13 protein-coding genes and 3 pseudogenes are annotated in these 17447 nt (G+C 60.8%); 9 read left to right on the top strand and 7 right to left on the bottom strand.

Annotated elements, in window-relative coordinates; all coding sequences use genetic code 11:
• The first annotated feature begins 43 nt into the window (after window positions 1-43).
• The 4 genes from AACY02_RS09180 to AACY02_RS09165 are packed head-to-tail and all read left to right on the top strand — an operon-like array spanning window position 44 to window position 5889.
• The gene (locus AACY02_RS09180) at window positions 44-1396 is read left to right on the top strand and encodes a TolC family outer membrane protein (RefSeq protein WP_339431661.1); all 1353 of its coding nucleotides are present in this window, start codon (window positions 44-46) and stop codon (window positions 1394-1396) included.
• A gap of 34 nt (window positions 1397-1430) precedes the next feature.
• On the top strand, window positions 1431-3587 hold the full coding sequence (locus AACY02_RS09175; protein WP_339431660.1) for a type I secretion system permease/ATPase: 2157 nt from the start codon (window positions 1431-1433) through the stop codon (window positions 3585-3587).
• Entirely contained in the window at window positions 3577-4944 is a 1368-nt protein-coding gene (locus AACY02_RS09170; protein WP_339431659.1) for an HlyD family type I secretion periplasmic adaptor subunit, read from the top strand. The genes AACY02_RS09175 and AACY02_RS09170 overlap by 11 nt, the downstream gene beginning before the upstream one ends.
• A 48-nt stretch (window positions 4945-4992) precedes the next feature.
• On the top strand, window positions 4993-5889 hold the full coding sequence (locus AACY02_RS09165) for a TolC family protein (protein ID WP_445261938.1): 897 nt from the start codon (window positions 4993-4995) through the stop codon (window positions 5887-5889).
• A gap of 104 nt (window positions 5890-5993) precedes the next feature.
• Here AACY02_RS09165 and AACY02_RS09160 read toward each other — a convergent pair.
• Together AACY02_RS09160 and AACY02_RS09155 are read right to left on the bottom strand one after the other, a co-directional pair.
• Window positions 5994-6098, bottom strand: a pseudogene (locus tag AACY02_RS09160) (transcriptional regulator); the annotation flags it as partial.
• Window positions 6084-6418 (bottom strand): annotated as a pseudogene (locus AACY02_RS09155) (type II toxin-antitoxin system RelE/ParE family toxin); the annotation flags it as partial. The pseudogenes AACY02_RS09160 and AACY02_RS09155, both read right to left, overlap by 15 nt.
• A 183-nt stretch (window positions 6419-6601) precedes the next feature.
• On the opposite strand from AACY02_RS09155, the gene AACY02_RS09150 reads away from it, so the two are divergent.
• From AACY02_RS09150 to AACY02_RS25970, 5 genes and pseudogenes are all read left to right on the top strand, one after another.
• The gene (locus AACY02_RS09150; RefSeq protein ID WP_339431657.1) at window positions 6602-7381 is read left to right on the top strand and encodes an efflux RND transporter periplasmic adaptor subunit; all 780 of its coding nucleotides are present in this window, start codon (window positions 6602-6604) and stop codon (window positions 7379-7381) included.
• Window positions 7378-8697, top strand: coding sequence for an efflux RND transporter periplasmic adaptor subunit (locus AACY02_RS09145; RefSeq protein WP_339431656.1), 1320 nt, complete (start codon window positions 7378-7380; stop codon window positions 8695-8697). Before AACY02_RS09150 ends, AACY02_RS09145 begins: the two co-directional genes overlap by 4 nt.
• Entirely contained in the window at window positions 8698-10794 is a 2097-nt protein-coding gene (locus AACY02_RS09140) for a biotin/lipoyl-binding protein (RefSeq protein ID WP_339431655.1), read from the top strand.
• Window positions 10795-10806: 12 nt separating this feature from the next.
• The gene (locus AACY02_RS09135) at window positions 10807-11301 is read left to right on the top strand and encodes a GNAT family N-acetyltransferase (RefSeq protein ID WP_339431654.1); all 495 of its coding nucleotides are present in this window, start codon (window positions 10807-10809) and stop codon (window positions 11299-11301) included.
• A gap of 79 nt (window positions 11302-11380) precedes the next feature.
• Window positions 11381-11512: pseudogene (locus AACY02_RS25970) on the top strand (DUF6124 family protein); the annotation flags it as partial.
• 47 nt (window positions 11513-11559) lie between these two features.
• Here AACY02_RS25970 and AACY02_RS09130 read toward each other — a convergent pair.
• From AACY02_RS09130 to AACY02_RS09110, 5 genes are all read right to left on the bottom strand, one after another.
• Entirely contained in the window at window positions 11560-11916 is a 357-nt protein-coding gene (locus AACY02_RS09130) for a hypothetical protein (protein WP_339431653.1), read from the bottom strand.
• A 262-nt stretch (window positions 11917-12178) separates the two neighbouring features.
• The gene (locus tag AACY02_RS09125; protein ID WP_339431652.1) at window positions 12179-13198 is read right to left on the bottom strand and encodes an XdhC family protein; all 1020 of its coding nucleotides are present in this window, start codon (window positions 13196-13198) and stop codon (window positions 12179-12181) included.
• Window positions 13199-13213: 15 nt separating this feature from the next.
• Window positions 13214-14560: a c-type cytochrome gene (locus AACY02_RS09120; RefSeq protein ID WP_339431651.1), complete on the bottom strand. Its 1347-nt coding sequence runs from the start codon at window positions 14558-14560 to the stop codon at window positions 13214-13216.
• 14 nt (window positions 14561-14574) lie between these two features.
• Complete coding sequence (locus AACY02_RS09115) at window positions 14575-16821, bottom strand: xanthine dehydrogenase family protein molybdopterin-binding subunit (protein ID WP_339431650.1); 2247 nt, start codon at window positions 16819-16821, stop codon at window positions 14575-14577.
• Window positions 16821-17303, bottom strand: coding sequence for a (2Fe-2S)-binding protein (locus AACY02_RS09110; RefSeq protein WP_339431649.1), 483 nt, complete (start codon window positions 17301-17303; stop codon window positions 16821-16823). The genes AACY02_RS09115 and AACY02_RS09110 overlap by 1 nt, the downstream gene beginning before the upstream one ends.
• Window positions 17304-17447 lie beyond the last annotated feature (144 nt).

Genomic DNA, 17447 nt, shown 5'->3' with positions numbered 1-17447 from the left:
TTTTGCTGTGATTCAAGACAAGAAGTTCTGGGAAATCTTTATCATGCGTTTGCATCTGCTCAAGGCCCTACCGTTCGCCCTCGCCGCATCGTTCGTACAAGCACAATCGCTACCGCAAGCCATGCAACAGGCGCTGGATGTCCATCCGGAAATCCAGGCCGGGGTCAACAGTCGTTTGGCCGCGGATTATCAATTAAAGGCAGCCAAAGGTGGATACCTGCCGAAGGTCGATCTGCTCGGCGGTTATGGTCGTGAAGGCACCGACAGCGTGACCACGCGAGCCAACGGTGGTGGCAATCACTGGGAAACCCTGAACCGCAGCGAGTCAAGTTTACGTCTCTCGCAAATGGTCTTCGACGGTTTCGCGACGTCCAGCGAAGTCGGGCGTCAACAAGCCACCGTCAACTCGCGCGCCTACTCGTTGCTTGGCACGTCCGAGCGCACCGCGCTGACGGTGGCCCAGGTGTATCTGGACGTGCTGACCCGCCGCGAATTCGTGCGTCTGGCCGAGGAAAACCTCAAGAGCCATCAGCGCATCTATGACCAGATTCAACTGCGCACCCAGCGCGGTGTCGGCAGCGGTGCCGATCTTGATCAAGCCGAGGCGCGGATGGCTCAGGCCCGCAACAACCTGATCACCGAGCAAACCAACCTCGCCGACTCTGAAACCAACTTCCTCAGCGCTGTCGGCCAGATGCCCGATCAGTTGGAGCGTCCGGCGCCGTTCATGGCGATGATGCCGGCCAACCTCAATGAAGCCCGCACGCAGATGCTGGAAAACAGCCCGATCCTGCGCTCGGCCGAGTCCGATATTGCGGCTGCCGAGAAACAGTACGAAGCCGCCAAGTCGACCTTCTACCCACGCTTCGACGCCGAGTTGGGCCGCACCGCCGACAACGACCTCGACGGCCAGAACGGTCACAACAACGAATGGCAGGCCATGCTGCGCATGCGCTTCAACCTGTATTCGGGTGGCAGCAACAAGGCTGACCTGGAATCCAAGTCGTACCTGTCGAACCAGGCGCTGGACATCCGCAACAACGCCTTGCGTCAATTGAATGAAGAACTGGGCCTGGCCTGGAACGCCCTCAACAACGCCAATGCTCAGGTGCCGATCGCTCAGCAGTACGTCGATCACAGCATGGCGGTGCGTACCGCTTACCAGCGTCAGTTCAGCCTCGGCGAGCGCACGCTGCTTGACTTGCTCGACAGCGAAAACGAGTTGTTCACCGCTTCGCGGCGTCTGGCTGAAATCAAAAACATTCAGTTATTTACTCAATACCGAATCAAGGCGACCATGGGCGAGTTGCTCAGAAGCCAGGGAGTGGTCGCACCGTTGGCATCCGTTGTGCAAAACGACGTGAAGCCCAAGGTGCAGTTACCTGGGATGAATTGAGTTATCCCTTTTAAACAGTCAAAGAGTGTCGAGCGTGGAATCAGAAGTCAGTCGAGTTCATCTCAGTCATGATCCACGCGCGTTGCACGACGATCCGTTGCTGGATGGTCTGCTCGCCCTTTGCATGCTGCACCAGAAACCTGCCAGCGCGGCGATGCTGACCACCGGCCTGCCGCTGCCCAAACAACGTTTGAGTGTCGAGTTGCTGCCTCGCGCGGCGGCTCGCGCCGGCCTGCAGGGTCGAGTGCTGCAGCGCAAACTGGAAGAGATTCCGGCGATCGCCATGCCGGCGTTGTTGTTGCTCAAGGATGGCCGCAGTGCCGTCATGCTCGGCTGGCAAGGTGAAAATGAAGCGCGGGTGCTGCTCAGCGAAAGCGATGGTGGCGAGTCCGTGGTCAGTCGTGAACTGCTCGCCGACGATTACACCGGCAAAGTCTTCTTCGCCCAACCCCAACATAAATTCGACGTCAACCACGGCACGCTGATCCCGCGTGCACGCTCGTGGTTCCGTGACACCCTCAAGCGTTCGCGCTGGCTGTATGCCGACGCCATTGCCGCCAGTTTCCTGATCAATATCATCGCCATGGCCGCGCCGCTGTTCGTGATGAACGTCTACGACCGCGTGGTGCCGAACCAGGCTGAGGCCACCCTGTGGGTGCTCGCACTGGGTATCACCGGCGCCTACATGTTCGATCTGATTCTCAAGAGCCTGCGCAGCCTGTGTCTGGATCTGGCCGGCAAGAAAACCGACCTGATCATCTCTGCGACGCTGTTCGAGCGCATCGTCGGCATGGCCATGAAGCATCGGCCGGCGCGGGTCGGCAGCTTCGCGCAGAACATCCATGAGTTTCAGAGCCTGCGTGACTTCCTGGCCTCGCTGACCCTGACCAGCCTGATCGATCTGCCGTTCACCATCCTGATCTTCATTGTCATCGCCATTCTTGGCGGGCATCTGGTGTGGATTCCGGTGCTGGCGTTCCCGATTGCCCTGGCCATCGGCTACGCGTTGCAGAAGCCGCTGGTGGCCACCATGGAACGCACCATGGCCCTCGGCGCCGAGCGTCAGTCGAGCCTGATCGAAACCCTCGCCGGCCTAGACGCGGTCAAGGTCAACAACGCCGAAAGCGAACGCCAATACCAGTGGGAACAGACCATTGGCACCCTCAGCCGCCTCGAACTGCGGGTGAAAATGCTTTCCGGCCTGGCGATGAACATCACCCTGCTGATCCAGCAACTGGCCGGGGTGATCATGATCGTCTTCGGCGTGTACCAGATCATCGCCGGCAACCTCAGCATGGGCGGTCTGATTGCGTGCTACATGCTCAGCGGTCGCGCACTGAGCCCGCTGGCGTCGCTGTCCGGCCTGCTGACGCGCTACCAGCAAGCGCGAGTGACCATGACCTCGGTCGACCAGATGATGGAGCTGCCGCAGGAACGCAATTTCGAAGAGCGCCCGCTGAGCCGCAAGGTTCTGCAAGGTGCCATCGAATGCCGCCAGCTCAACTTCACCTACCCGGAACAACAGAACCCGGCGCTGAAGAACATCAACCTGGTGATCCGTCCCGGCGAGAAGATCGGCATCATCGGTCGCAGCGGCTCTGGCAAAAGCTCCCTCGCCAAGCTGCTGGTGGGCCTGTATCAACCGGACGACGGCGCGTTGCTGGTCGACGGTGTGGACATCCGTCAGATCGACGTCAGCGAGTTGCGCTACAACATCGGCTATGTGCCGCAAGACATTCAACTGCTGGCCGGCACCCTGCGTGACAACCTGGTATCCGGCGCGCGTTATGTAGAGGACGAACTCGTCCTGCAGGCCGCCGAACTGGCCGGCGTCCACGAATTCGCCCGTTTGCACCCGCAAGGTTATGAGCTGCAAGTGGGCGAGCGCGGGCAGAACCTGTCCGGCGGCCAGCGCCAGAATGTCGCCCTGGCCCGGGCATTGTTGCTCAATCCGCCGATTCTGCTGATGGACGAACCGACCAGCGCCATGGACAACACCGGCGAAGAACGCCTCAAGCAACGCCTCGCGGCGGTGATCGAAAACAAGACCGTGGTGCTGGTGACGCACCGGGCGTCGCTGCTGTCGCTGGTGGATCGCCTGCTGGTGGTCGACCGCGGACAGATTCTCGCCGATGGCCCGAAAGCCGCCGTGATGGAAGCGTTGAAGAAGGGGCAGATCAGTGTTGCTTAAGTCGGGTATCAAGGAGTCGATCCGTCGCTACTTCAAGGGTTCTGCCTCGCTGCAGGGCCAGCCACTGCCAGAGGTCAACAAAGCGCTGATCGAAGACGCCCCGCGCGTCGTTCGTCTGACGATATGGGCGATCATCGGCTTTTTCGTGTTCCTCATGCTCTGGGCCAATTTCGCCGTGATCGACGAAGTGACCAAAGGCGAGGGCAAGGCTATTCCGTCTTCGAAGATCCAGAAAATCCAGAACCTTGAGGGCGGCATCGTTACTGAGCTCTACGTCAAGGAAGGCCAGATCGTCGAGGCAGGTGCGCCGCTGATTCGCCTGGACGACACGCGATTTGCCTCCAACGTCGGCGAAACCGAGGCCGACAGGCTGTCGATGGTGCTGCGGGTCGAGCGTCTGAGTGCCGAGGTCGATGACCGACCGCTGAACTTCCCCGAGGACGTGCTCAAAGCTGTTCCGGGCCAGGCCAAAAGCGAAGAATCGCTGTACATCAGCCGTCGCCAGCAGCTGCACGACGAGATCGGCGGTTTGCAGGAGCAGTTGATCCAGCGTCAGCAAGAGCTGCGCGAGTTCACCTCCAAGCAGGCGCAGTACCGCCAGCAACTCGGTTTGCAGCGTCAGGAAATCAACATGTCCGAGCCGCTGGTGGCGCAGGGCGCGGTTTCCCCGGTTGAAGTGCTGCGGCTCAAGCGTGCCGAAGTCGAAACTCGTGGTCAGCTCGATGCCACTACGCTGGCGATCCCGCGCGCCGAATCGGCGATCAAGGAAGTGCAGCGCAAGATCGACGAGACGCGCGGCAAGTTCCGCAGCGAAGCGCTCACTCAACTCAACGAAGCGCGCACTGACCTGAACAAGGCCAAGGCCACCGGCAAGGCGCTGGAAGACCGCGTCAGCCGGACACTGGTCACGTCGCCGGTGCGCGGCATCGTCAACAAGTTACTGGTCAACACCATCGGCGGCGTGATCCAGCCGGGCAGCGACATGGTGGAAATCGTACCGTTGGACGACACGTTGCTGGTCGAAGCCAAGATCCGCCCGCAAGACATCGCGTTCCTGCATCCAGGGCAGGAAGCGACGGTGAAATTCACCGCGTATGACTACACCATTTATGGTGGGCTCAAAGCCAAGCTTGAGCAGATTGGCGCAGACACCATTACCGACGAAGACAAGAAAACCACGTATTACGTGATCAAGTTGCGCACCGATCGCAGCCACTTGGGCACCGATGAGAAGCCGTTGCTGATCATCCCCGGAATGGTGGCGTCGGTGGATATCATCACCGGCAAGAAGTCGGTGTTGAGCTATCTGCTCAAACCGATCATTCGGGCGCGTGCTGAGGCGTTGCACGAGCGCTAGATCTTCAGTGGCCTCATCGCGGGCAAGCCCGCTCCCACATTGAAATGCATTCCAGTGTGGGAGCGGGCTTGCTCGCGAAGAGGCCAGTTGCAGCGCCTGATATCCACCGTCGTAATTGCCGCTGGCCTTACCGCCTGCACCGTGGGCCCTGACTTCCAAAAGCCGGTAGCCACGCAGATCGCCGATTGGGCCAAACCCGCCAAATCAGCCCCCGGCCAAGCGGTCAGCGAACCCCTGAACGAACGCTGGTGGGAAGTCTTCCACGACCCGCAACTCTTGGCCCTGACCCAGCGCGCCGTGCACAGTAACCTCGACCTGCAACTGGCCAGCAGCCGGCTGCATCAAAGTCGCGCCGCACGCCGGGTGATCGGCGCCGACCGCTACCCCAATACCGCCGCCACCGCTGGCTATGGGCGCGAACGCAACAGTGCCAAGGGCCTGAGCGACCCATCCGGACATAACGGCGATTCGGCCTTCAACCTGTGGGACGCCGGTTTATCCGCCTCATGGGAACTGGATGTCTGGGGCCGCGTGCGCCGGGAAACCGAAGCCGCCGACGCCAATCTGGAAGTCGCCGAAGCCGCCGCACAAGTCGCGGCCATCGAATCGCGGCTGCCGGCACTGGAGCAGCGCCAATCGCAACTGATCAACGCGATCAGCCTGTTGCTGGAACTGACCGCCTATAACGCCAGCCAGCGCCGCGCAGGCCGCCTCGCCGAAGCCGTGCGCCAGAACCAGATCGCCCTGCGCACCGCACAACGGCAATACGTCGAAGGCGTGGTCGACTTCGTCAACGTCCTTACCGTGCAGAGCGCGTTGCTCGCGACTCAGGAGCAGTGGGTGGAGAGTTCGACCGCGGTGTCGCTGGCGATGGTCGGGTTGTACCGGGCGTTGGGTGGGGGATGGGAGTCGGTGTATCCGGTCGACAAGATGGCGCAACGCTGAGGATGTCGCAAAAAAGGATCAAATCGACGAATTCGATGTGATGTGCAGGCTGCCGAGTAGATCGTCAGCAGAAGGTGTCACAGGTTGAAGCGGACTTCGGGTGCTCAACCTGCGAAATTTTCGATGTTGATTTGCCCTTCGGGAAACGTTGCGATGATTTCAAGTTCGCCGCCCATCGCATGGATATAGTTGCGCAATGTTTCTAGATGCTCAGCGTACAGCCGATCGGTTGATCGGCGAGCGGGACATTGACTTCATGCCAGCGGTCCTGACCGGTTTTGTCTCCACCGATCAATAGTACTGCGCAACGTCTTGGATCAAACGCATCAAGAATGCGATACGGCCGTCCGGCATGTTGAACTCGCAGTTCTCGTAAATGGCCGTGCCGCGCTCCGTTGATCGCATTACTGTGCGGAAAGCGTAAACCCGGTCCGAATTGACCCAGCAGTTTGACGCTTGCAGCCACACAACTCTGCTCGTTTTCAGTCAGGTCTTCCCACCAGTCGCCGAACTGGTCGGTGTATTCGATATCTCACTTCATGGGAGGCGAATATGGGCGCTATGAAATATTCCATCAGGGTTATATTTTCGATGGGCTGACCTGAGCACTTGCGATCTGCTTAAACCAAAGACAAAGGCGCAATGCTGGCCTTTCGCTTGACGCTAACCCTCGCTGTCGTAGACTCCGCACATCCGTCAGGGAGTAGCGGTTATGCAGCGTTTTCGTGGTTGGGTTTTTGGATTGACCTTTGTAACGTGTGCCGTTCAGGCGCAAACGCCCGGGCTAGACGATCCGCTGCTCGATAGCCCAGCGGCCGGGGCGGGTACCGCGAGCAGTGAGGCGCGGGGTGTGCTTCGCGCTCGGGATCAGGCGATTCTGGCCAGTGAGCTGTCCGGGCGGATTGTCGAGTTGCCGTTCAGTGAGGGCGAGTCGTTCAAGAAGGGCGACGTGCTGGCCCGGTTCGATTGCTCGGCCTATCAGGCGCAACTCAATGCTGCGCAAGCGGCCAGCCGTGGCGCCGGTGAAGAATTGGCGCACAACAAACAATTGGCCGCGCTCAATTCCGTCGGGCGTTTCGAAGTGGCGCGGGCGCAGGCCAAGGTCAGCGAAACCCAGGCGCAATCTCAGGTTTATCAGGTGCAGGTCAAACGCTGCAGCGTGATTGCGCCATTTGACGGGCAAGTGGTGGAGCGCAAGGTCAAGCGCTATGAGAGCGTGTCGGCCGGCGCGCCGCTGCTGGATGTGGTCGATAACCGCACACTGGAAATCCATCTGTTGGTCCCGTCGCGCTGGATGGCCAAACTCAAGCCTGGCCAGACGTTTTCCTTTGTTCCCGATGAAACCGGTCAACCGCTCGAGGCCACGGTCAAACGCCTCGGCGCGCGAATCGATGAGGGCAGTCAGACCTTGTTGCTGGTCGCCTCTCTCCCCGAAGCCAAAGGCTTGCTGGCCGGCATGAGCGGTACGGCGCATTTTGCGGAGCTCAATTGAACGCCCCGGTCAGCGGCGGTGCCGAGCAGGTCTTTGCGCGGTTTCTCGACCTCGAACGCCAGACCCGCACGGCCCGCGACGCGTCCCAACTGGCCTACAGCCTGGTCAATGACGGCCAGTCGCTGTTCGGTTTTCGCCATGCCGCGTTGTTGATCGCAGGCAAGGTGCAAGCGGTGACCGGCGTCAGCGCGGTGGAGCCCAATGCGCCGTTCGTGGCGTTTGTCGAGCAAGCCGTGGCGCAGTTGTTCAAGCAGGATGTGCTGCAGCAGGCGCGGGTGATTGCGCCGCAGTCGCTCGGCGAATCGATCCAGGCCGATTGGCGCAGTTTGTCCGCCGCACAAGTGTTCTGGCTGCCGTTGATTGATCGGGATGGACAGGTGTTCGGCGGTTTGTGGCTGGCCCGCGATGTGCCGTGGAATCCTTCCGAACAAGTTTTGCTCTCGCAACTGGGCGACACCTACAGCCACGCCTGGCTGGCGCTGCAGCCACGCAAACCCTGGCGGTTGCGCTGGACGCGTAAACGTCAGGTGGCACTGGTCGCGGCGCTGTTGCTCGGGTTGTTGATTCCGGTGCGTCAATCGGTGCTGGCACCGGCCGAAGTGGTGCCGCTGGGCGGCCGTGTGGTGGCGGCGCCGCTGGACGGGGTGATCGCCGAGTTTCTGGTCAAACCCAATCAAACGGTGAAAACCGGCGAACTGTTGCTGCGCTTCGAAAACACCACCCTCACGGCTCAGGCCGATGTGGCCGAACGGGCATTGGATGTGGCCGAGGCCGAACTCAAATCCAATTCCCAACGCTCGTTCACCGATGCCGAGTCCAACTCGCGGATCGACTTGCTGGCCGCGCGCGTCGAGCAAAAACGCGCCGAACGCGACTACGCCCGCGAGTTGCTCAACCGCAGCGAAGTGCGTGCCGAACGCGATGGTATCGCGGTGTTTGCCGATGCCGAACGCTTGACCGGCAAACCCGTGCAGACCGGTGAACGGCTGATGGAAATTGCCGACCCGAACCAGGCCGAACTGCGTATCGAACTGGCGGTGGGCGACGCGATATCGTTAGCGCCCGGTGCCGAGATCGCGTTGTTTCTCGACAGCGATCCCTTGAAGCGCCACCACGCGACGCTGGAGCGCTCGGCCTACGAGGCACAACCGACCGCTGGCGGGCAACTGGCGTATCGGCTCGACGCCAATTTCGTCGATGCACCGCCGCGCATCGGCCTGCGCGGTACGGCGAAAATATTCGGTGACCGTGCGCCGCTGGCGCTGTACCTGTTGCGTCGCCCATTGGCCGGTCTGCGCCAGAGCGTGGGCCTGTAAATGAACCTGCCGAGCCTGCGTGCCGACCTGCAACTGTCGCCCGCAGCGCCAGCATTGGACGGCTCGCCACGCTGGACCCTGGCCGACCCGGTGCGCGGGCGTTATTTCAAACTGGGCGCGGCGGCGATGCGCCTGTTGCGCCACTGGTCGCTGGGCGATGCCGATCAGGTCCTGCGTGCGGCCAATCGTGAGCCGGGCCTGCCGCTGGACGGCACCGAGCTTGAGCAATTGCTGGAGTTTCTCCGTGGGCACGATTTGATCAGTGCCCTCGACGATCAACAGCGCGCCAGTTACCGGCTCAAGGCCCTGGCGCAGAAACAGAGCCTGTGGCAAATCCTTCTGCATCAGTACCTGTTTTTCCGTATACCGCTGTGGCGTCCTGACGCCTTTCTCAATCGCGCCTGGCCGTGGCTGGAACGCTTCGGCCCACGTGTGTTGCGCTACGGTTTGCCGGCGACGTTGGCGCTTGGGGTGTTTCTGGTCTCGCGGGACTGGCAGCGGTTTGTCGGCACCTTTCCGCACCTGTTCAGCCTCGGCGGCGCATTGGCGTTCGGCGTGGCGCTGTTTTTTGCCAAGCTGTGTCACGAGTTCGGCCACGCGTTCATGGCCAAGCGCGCCGGGTGTCGGGTGCAGAGCATGGGCGTGGCGTTCATGGTGCTGCTGCCGATGTTCTACACCGATGTCAGCGATGCCTGGCGCGTCAATGATCGTCGCGCACGGTTGTTGATTGGCGCCGGTGGCGTGATGGCTGAGTTGCTGTTGGCGTGCATCGCGCTGCTGGCGTGGTCGTTCTTGCCTGATGGCCCGGGACGCACGGCGGCGTTCATGCTCGCCAGCGCCACCTGGATCACCACGCTGGTGGTCAATCTCAATCCCTTCATGCGTTTTGACGGCTACTTTCTGATCAGCGATTTGTGGCAGGTCGACAACCTTCAGGGCCGGGCGTTTGCCTTGTGTCGCTGGCGCTTGCGCGAGTTTTTGTTCGGTTATGGCGCACCCGCGCCGGAGCCTTGGTCGCCGAAAATGCAACGGCGTTTGCTGATCTGGGGGTATGGCTCGTGGTTATGGCGTGCGGCGTTGTTTTTCGGGATCGCGTTGGCGGTCTATCACCTGTTCTTCAAGGTGTTGGGGATCTTCCTGATGCTGGTGGAACTGGTGTGGTTCATCTTTCTGCCGATCATGCGTGAGTGGCGCCAGTGGTGGAGCCGCCGCGAGCAGGCGCATGGCCCGCGCGTGTTGCTTTTCAGTCTGGCATTGCTGGGGTTGTTGCTGGTGCTGGTGGTGCCTTGGCGCAGCGCTGTGGAACTGCCGACGATGTTGCAGGCCGGACGTGCAAGCGCTCTGTATGCACCCACCGCGGCGCGGGTCAAAGCGGTGAAAGTGCAGGACGGTCAGAAGGTGGCCCAAGGGGATGTGTTGATCGAGCTGGAATCCCCGGATCTCGATTCGAAGCGCGCCATCGTGCGGCGGGAAATCCAGATCCAGCAGTTGCTGATGCGCCGGCAGGCCGGCCGCAGTGAAACAGCGGCGGACGCCGGTGTCGTTGAACAAAAACTGGCCGAAGCAGTGGCCGAATACCGCGGGCTCACCGCCCGACGTGAACGCCTGTTGCTGCGCGCCCCGCACGCCGGATATGTGCGTGATTTGCTGCCGAACCTGAGCGTCGGGCGCTGGATTTCGAGCAAGGATGCACTGGCCCGGGTCGTCGAGGACGGCACACGCCTGCGCGGTTATCTGGCCGAAGCGCAGTTGTGGCGGGTCAAACCCGGCGCCAGCGGCCGGTTCATCGCCGACGACCCGATGCACCCGGCGCTCGCGGTGCAACTGGATGAAATCGACACCAACGGCGTGGCCTACGTCGATCAGGAAGCGCTGACGTCCGATCACCACGGGCCGATTGCTGTACGCCGCGATCAACAGCAACGGGCTGAACCGGTGCAGGCGCAATATGGCGCGCGCTTGAGTGTGCTCGATAGCGCGCCGACGCCGCCGCAACCGTTGCGCGGCGTGGTCGTGTTGCAGGGGCGCGGCGAGTCGTTGCTGGGTGTGGCATGGCGACGGATGGCGGCGCTGGGGGTCAGGGAAAGCGGTTTTTAACGGAGAGCGGCGATGACGGATAACACAGCAGTGGCAGCAGAGGGATTGGTGGTGCGGCCTTCGCGGGCAACCGACGGGCCATTTCTGCAAAGCCTGTATCAAACGGCGCGGCCGGATCTGCAGTGGATCGACGGCGAGCCGGAACAGGTGCAGCAACTGGCCGCCCAGCAGTTTCAGGTGCAGGAGCAGGGCATGGGGGATAACTACCCCAACGCCATGCACTACGTGGTGGAAAAACTCGGCACGGCCATCGGTGCCTTGAGCACCGATTTCGGCGCCAACGAAATTCGCGTGTTGTATCTGGCGTTCATCCCGCCGGCGCGTGGCCAGGGTTTTGGCCGCGCCGTGCTGCAAGGCGTGCAGAAAGCCGCGCAGCAGATTCGCTGCCCGGTGGCGACGGTGGTCTGGCGCAGCAATCCCCAGGCACGCCGGCACTATCTGGCACTGGGATTTGCCGTGGAAGAAAGCAATCCGGCCGCCGAAAGACTTGTCTGGTATCCCCAATAAACCCCGTGCAGGAGCCAGGTCTTGAACGGCAATGTTCAAGCGACATTCCCGGACGCGGACCCAGGCTACACAACCTTGCGTGAGGCTCAGTGATTTCGCCGGTTTGCTGGACGCGCCCTAGCGCCACACCTTGCTGGGCATCCAGCAGGTCGTGATGCTCGGCGAACTGACCGTCAACCAAGCCCTCGACAACCTCGACCCTGCGGCCTGAAATCCAAATCCCCCGGTGGGAGCGGGCTTGCTCGCGACTGCGGTGTGTCAGTCAGGCGAATGTTGGCCGACAGATTGTGATCGCGAGCAGGGAATCAGTAGGTACAACTTGCTGGTTTCAGGCAAATACTCCGAATGCTTTCCTTCTTTTAAAGAAGGGTCGATGCTCTGATTTTTCTTGGATGAAATCAAAACGCTGATGGTGGCGAGCTCAACAACTTTTGCGTGAAACCTCTTCTCTAAAATCGGGTGATCCATGGATATGGAGAGCCACCGTTTAAAGTGTTCTTCCGGGGGGGGGGCGAGTCTTTTGTTAGCCACGTAGACAATCATGGCGGCATCTATCACGCCGATTAAAATTACTGCCCCCCATGCCCAGGTAAATAAAGTGCGTGTCATCTCCATGATTCGCAATACTCGTGAATTTCTTACCCCAAATACTCTCCGCCCTCAGTCAGCACTGTTCCAGTTAATACGGATACTGTCGCTCCAACCACCAGCACACATACGAGTTTTCCGAGCCCCTTCAACTTTGTACATGGCTGAGCATGGGCGGCCCAAACTGGAGCCTCCCTTTTTGCACTGAAAACAGATTTCGCTCGGCGGTTAGTGTGGGGACACTTGATGCACTGCACTCAAGCGACAAGTGGCATGCAACGTCACGGGCTTATGTACATCTCTCCACCTCTCTGATTTCCTTGGCCTTGGAAATAGAGAATTCGCTTGGGAGTGTTACTGCGTTTTTGGCGGCTAGCACTTCGGCCATCACACTGACGGCGATCTCCGGCGGCGTCTTGCTTCCGATGTATATGCCGATCGGTCCATTCAAACGTTTCAGCGATCCCTCGGTCTCACCAAAATGCTCGATCAAACGACTCCGTCGGTTCTGGCTGTTGCGTCGCGAGCCGATGGCGCCGATGTAGAAGGCTGGACCTTGCAGGGCCTCCAGCAATGCCAGGTCGTCAAGCTTTGGATCATGACTAAGGGCGATGATGCAGGTGCGTAAGTCGGGGGCAAAGGCTCTGACCACGTCGTCTGGCATGTCCTGGATTCGAGTGATGCCCTGAACATTCCACATTTCTATGTATTGGGGCCGGGGATCGCAGATGGTCACCTGAAAGCCATTGAACTGGGCCATCACGGCAACGTACTCAGCTAACGCCCCCGCGCCGATCAGCAGCATCCGATAGCCTGGACCAAGTGTGTTGCTCATGTGTAGGCCATCAAAGGTGAATTGATCGGGCGTCGCTGTGCTGTGCAGATCTACTTTTCCAGTTCGCAGATCAAGTTGGCGCCGCACCAGTTGCCTCGCGTCGAGAAGTGCTAGCAGTTGCTCAATGGCCTCGACGGCTGGCATGAATTCCAGAACCAATTCGAGCGTGCCTCCGCAAGGCAAGCCGAAACGGTGCGCCTCGTCGGCGCTCACGCCATAGCGAACCACATCGGGCAACCGCTCCGGTAAGCCTGCTGCGCCGTAAGCTGTGGTGTATCGGTGGATAAGGTCGTCTTCGATGCAGCCGCCGGAGACGCTGCCCACTACACGCCCATCGTTGCGCAGCGCCATCATCGAGCCAACCGGCCGTGGTGATGAGCCCCAGGTTCGTGCCACGCTTACCAGCAGCACGCGGTCGCCCGCAGCAAGCCAATCGCGGGCGGTACGCAGTACTAGCAGGTCAATGCTTTCCATCAAGCCTCCGCAGGGTCAGCGCATGTGCAAGATAATTGGCGTGGCGCTGGCCGGGTCGGTATGCGCGCGCAGTCGGGAGACCGCCTGCGCATCAACCTCGCCCCCCCGATTGCCCCAGGTCGTGCGGACAAAAGACAACACCTGCGCGATCTCTACGTCCGAGAGTTGTCCGCGAAAGGCAGGCATCCGGTACGCATCTGGAACCCCGGCCGTGACCACACGCATTGATCCGTTGAGGCTGATATTGATGGCTGAGTCAGGTGCCAACGTCAGTGCTGAAGTGGCCCCGGCCAGAGGCGGCATCCATGGCGCCTGTCCCTTCCCATCCTGCCCATGACAGGAGGCACAGCGCGTCTCGTAAAGGTGTCCCCCGGCGCTGACGAATTCCGAAGCAGCTGCCGCCTCGTATTGCCATGGCGCGCCATCGCGCTGTGGATCACCCGGCAAGGACTTGAGGTAGTGAGCGATAGCCGCTAGGTCGTCGTCGTTCAAGAATTGCGTGGAATTATTGAACGCCTCGGTCATCGAACCAAAAACCACCGCATGCTCATTGCGCCCGGTTTTCAGGAACTGCGCGATATCCGCTTCGCTCCAGCGCCCCAGCCCCGTGTTGGGGTCGTTGCGCAAGCTGGGGGCGTACCAGCCATCCAGCAGTGCGCCGGCCAGGAACTGGTCACCGGCATCACTCAACGCTTTTTCATTGAAAGCCGGGCCGCGTGGCGTATGGCAACTGCCGCAGTGGCCTGCGCCCTGGACCAAGTACGCGCCGCGATTCCACTGAGCGTCTCTGGCGGATTGTTCAACGAAGGTTGCAGCCTCAGTGAACAAGCTATTCCACAGCGAGATGGGCCAGCGCATGTTCAGCGGCCAGGGAATTTCGCTCGGTTTGTTGGGTTTTGCTGCCGGGCTGACGCCGTGCATGAAGAAGGCGTACAAGGCCCGCACATCCTCGTCTGTCAGCTTGGCGTACGAGGGGTAAGGCATCGCGGGGTAAAGCCGGCGCCCTTCAGGGGCAACACCTTGGCGAACGGCACGGTCGAAGTCAGCCAGGCTGTAGTGACCGATACCTGCCGCGCGGTCGGGGGTAATGTTGGTCGCGTAAATGGTCCCCAGTGGCGTAGCCATCGCCAGGCCTCCGGCGAATGGGGGACCCTCCGGCAAGCTGTGGCAAGCCACGCAGTCGCTAGACCGGGCCACATACTCGCCGCGCTGCACCAGTGCCGCGTCGCCTGTGGCAACACTGCCTGCGGCGTCGAGCGCCGACGCCGGCATCCGGGTGCCATACCAAACCAGCAGGACCAACGCGACGAGACCGACCAATGCCAGTGTGCCGGCAACTTTTTTGTAATGCCGTCTGCTCATGGACACGTCTCCCGTCAGGCTGATTGGCTAAAGGTGTAGCTGGAGAACGGCATGCTGCGAAGGCGCTGGCCGGTAAGCCTGGCCACGGCATTGGCCACTGCCGGCGCCACAGCTGGCAGCGGTGGCTCACCGATGCCGCCCATTTTGGCGCCGCTCTCGATTACTTTAACGTGCACCCTTGCCATGCGGGCGGGCGGCAAGATCGGGTAGAGATCATAGTTACGTGCGCGCGGTTTGCCGTCGACGTACACCGCTTCTTCTACCAACGCCTGGGACAGGCCAAGGGCCACTGCGCCATTGACCTGCGCTTCGACAATGGCGGGGTTGACGATGCTACCGGGATCTATCGCCTGCCAAATGTCGTGAACCTTGATCTGGCCATTTTCAATCGACACCTCGGCGACCACCGCTGTTTCCGTACCAAAGGGCGAGGCCATGGCCACACCCCGCGCGCGTCGTGAACCATCTTCAGCGGTGAACGGCCCACGTTTCCAGCCACCGGACATTTCAGCGACGGACTGCAGCAGATGGGTCAACCGCGCGTTGCCTTGCAACAAGTGCAGACGAAGCTCAAAGGGGTCATGGCCACCCTTGTCGGCCAGTTCGTCCAGAAACGCCTCGTAAAAGAAGTCATTGAGCGAATTGCCCACCGAGCGCCAGTAGCCAAGCATGACAGGGCCCTTGACGTAGATTTGGGCAATGCGCCGATTGGGAATCGCGTACGCCTTGTCGGTCAAGCCTTCAACGGCCGACGGGTCGAGCTTTGCACCTTGCTTGCCGGCAAGACCCTCGGTCGGCCCCTCGGTGGCGCTCACCGCCTCGAGTGCGATGGGGAAGCCCTTTTCATCCAGCGCTGCGCGAAACTTAACGACGGCCATAGGGCGCAGCACGTCGCGCAGAAACTCTTCCTCTCGGCTCCAAATCAGCTTGATCGGGCGCCCGACTGCCTTCGCCAATTCGATGGCCTGCGGGTATGGGTTGGCGGTTTCGTACAGGAAGTGCCGCCCGAAAAAGCCGCCGAGCAACGGCGTATGTAGCGTGATATTAGAAGGGTCCAAGCCGGTACGTTTCGCAATGTCCGCCAAGAAAAAGTCCTGAGCCTGATTGGGCAACCAGATTTCCAGCGAACCATCGGAATGAAAGCGGGCCAATGCTGAAGGGGGTTCGAGTTGCGCGTGATTGACGTATTGGTTGTGGTAGCTGGCTTCAACGTGCGTAGGCGCCTTTGCTAGCGTGCCGGAGAAGTCGCCTTCCACCTCGGCATCACGCCCCGGCCCGGGCTCATTGGCCAGACGCTCACGGAACGCCACCGTGGAGAAGTCGGCGGGCATCACCCGCAAAGGCGAATCGGTAGCGGGCTCCTGCCATTGCACCTGTATGGCTTCGACGGCACGTTTGGCGTGCCACCAGCGCTCGGCGACGACTGCCACGGCGCCGGACAAGCTATGCACCGAATGCACCCCCTTCATCGCCTTAACCTGCGCTTCGTTGCGCAACTCGCCCACCGTCATGCCCAGGCGTGGCGCATGTTGCACGGCGGCGTGGAGCATGCCGTCCACCTGCATGTCGATGGTGTACAGCGCTTTGCCGGTGGACTTGTCGTAGCTGTCCAGACGGCGTACAGGCTTACCGATCCAGCGAAACTGGCTGGGGTCGCGCAGCGTGACGCTCTCGACAGCGGGCACTGCCAGGTCTAACGCAAGGCTGGCCAGCTCGCCGTAGCTCAGCAAACGTCCAGAAGCCACATGCAAAACGTGGCCAGGCTCGGTGGTCAGTTCAGTCACCGGCACATTCAGACGTGCGCTTGCGGCCTGCAGCAACATCGCGCGGGCAAGGGCTCCCAGCCGGCGCATGGTCGGGTAACTCATGCGCACCGACATGCTACCGCCGGTAATGCGCAATCCATTTTCCATCACCACATACGCTTCGCCGGGCGGCGCGCTTTCGACTACAAAGGTCGATGGATCGGCATCCAGTTCCTCGCCGACTATTTGTGCCATGGCGGTATAGGTGCCCTGACCGCCCTCAATAAAGGGGCATAGCAGTCGGATAGTGTTATCCGGGCGGATCTCAAGAAAAGCGCTAACTTGGGTGCCTGCCGCTTGGCGCTCGGCCGCCATCGCCTGCATACGTGCAGAACCCAGCGGCACGCCAAAACCGAGCACCAACGCGCCAACAGCCGTGCCAGCAGAGGCCACGAGAAAGCGACGTCGCGATAGATTGATCGGCTCACCAAGGCCGGTATCACCATGCTTATTCATCAGGTCGTCTCCCCGGCTGGCGCCGCAACGATTGCAACGTCGGTTGCCAGCTCGTGGACGGCAGAATTGATGGCGTTGTAGGTGCCGCAGCGACACAGATTGACCATCGCCGCCGCGATCTGCACATCACTGGGCTTGGGGTTGCGCTTGAGCAGGGCTGTCGCGGCCATGACCTGGCCAGACTGGCAATAGCCGCACTGGGCGACCTGATGCTCAACCCACGCAGCGACCACACGCTTTCCGATATCGTCGGTTTCTATCGCCTCGATCGTGGTGATCTCTCGGCCCACCACCCCGGCTACCGGAGTAACGCACGAGCGTACAACGTTGCCGTCCACCAGTACCGAGCACGCGCCACATTGCGCTAGACCGCAGCCGTACTTGGTACCGGTCAGCCCTAGGTCATCGCGGATAACCCATAGCAGCGGCGTATCCGCCTCGGCATCGACCTGGTAGGTTTTTTGGTTTATTCGCAGTTCCATGGCTCACCTGCTTTCATGAGGGTTAGTCTTTTGGATGAAGGTATTCGGAGGGTGTTCTCAGTGCCTCAGGAACTTAGCATTCGCCCGCAAATTCAGAATCCGCGGATTCCGATAGCCGTTATTAGCTGAGCTCATCAATATCTT

Source organism: Pseudomonas sp. EA_65y_Pfl2_P78 (assembly GCF_963970495.1).
GTDB classification, from domain to species: Bacteria; Pseudomonadota; Gammaproteobacteria; order Pseudomonadales; family Pseudomonadaceae; genus Aquipseudomonas; species Aquipseudomonas baetica_A.
This window is presented reverse-complemented; position numbering and strand designations above follow the sequence as displayed.

Bases quoted from the DNA above. Each gene is read 5' to 3' on its own strand.
- AACY02_RS09110 (WP_339431649.1), bottom strand. From the start codon at position 17,303: ATGGAACTGCGAATAAACCAAAAAACCTACCAGGTCGATGCCGAGGCG.
- AACY02_RS09150 (WP_339431657.1), top strand. From the start codon at position 6,602: ATGCAGCGTTTTCGTGGTTGGGTTTTTGGATTGACCTTTGTAACGTGT.
- AACY02_RS09115 (WP_339431650.1), bottom strand. From the start codon at position 16,821: ATGAATAAGCATGGTGATACCGGCCTTGGTGAGCCGATCAATCTATCG.
- AACY02_RS09180 (WP_339431661.1), top strand. From the start codon at position 44: ATGCGTTTGCATCTGCTCAAGGCCCTACCGTTCGCCCTCGCCGCATCG.
- AACY02_RS09125 (WP_339431652.1), bottom strand. From the start codon at position 13,198: ATGGAAAGCATTGACCTGCTAGTACTGCGTACCGCCCGCGATTGGCTT.
- AACY02_RS09135 (WP_339431654.1), top strand. From the start codon at position 10,807: ATGACGGATAACACAGCAGTGGCAGCAGAGGGATTGGTGGTGCGGCCT.
- AACY02_RS09140 (WP_339431655.1), top strand. From the start codon at position 8,698: ATGAACCTGCCGAGCCTGCGTGCCGACCTGCAACTGTCGCCCGCAGCG.
- AACY02_RS09130 (WP_339431653.1), bottom strand. From the start codon at position 11,916: ATGGAGATGACACGCACTTTATTTACCTGGGCATGGGGGGCAGTAATT.
- AACY02_RS09120 (WP_339431651.1), bottom strand. From the start codon at position 14,560: ATGAGCAGACGGCATTACAAAAAAGTTGCCGGCACACTGGCATTGGTC.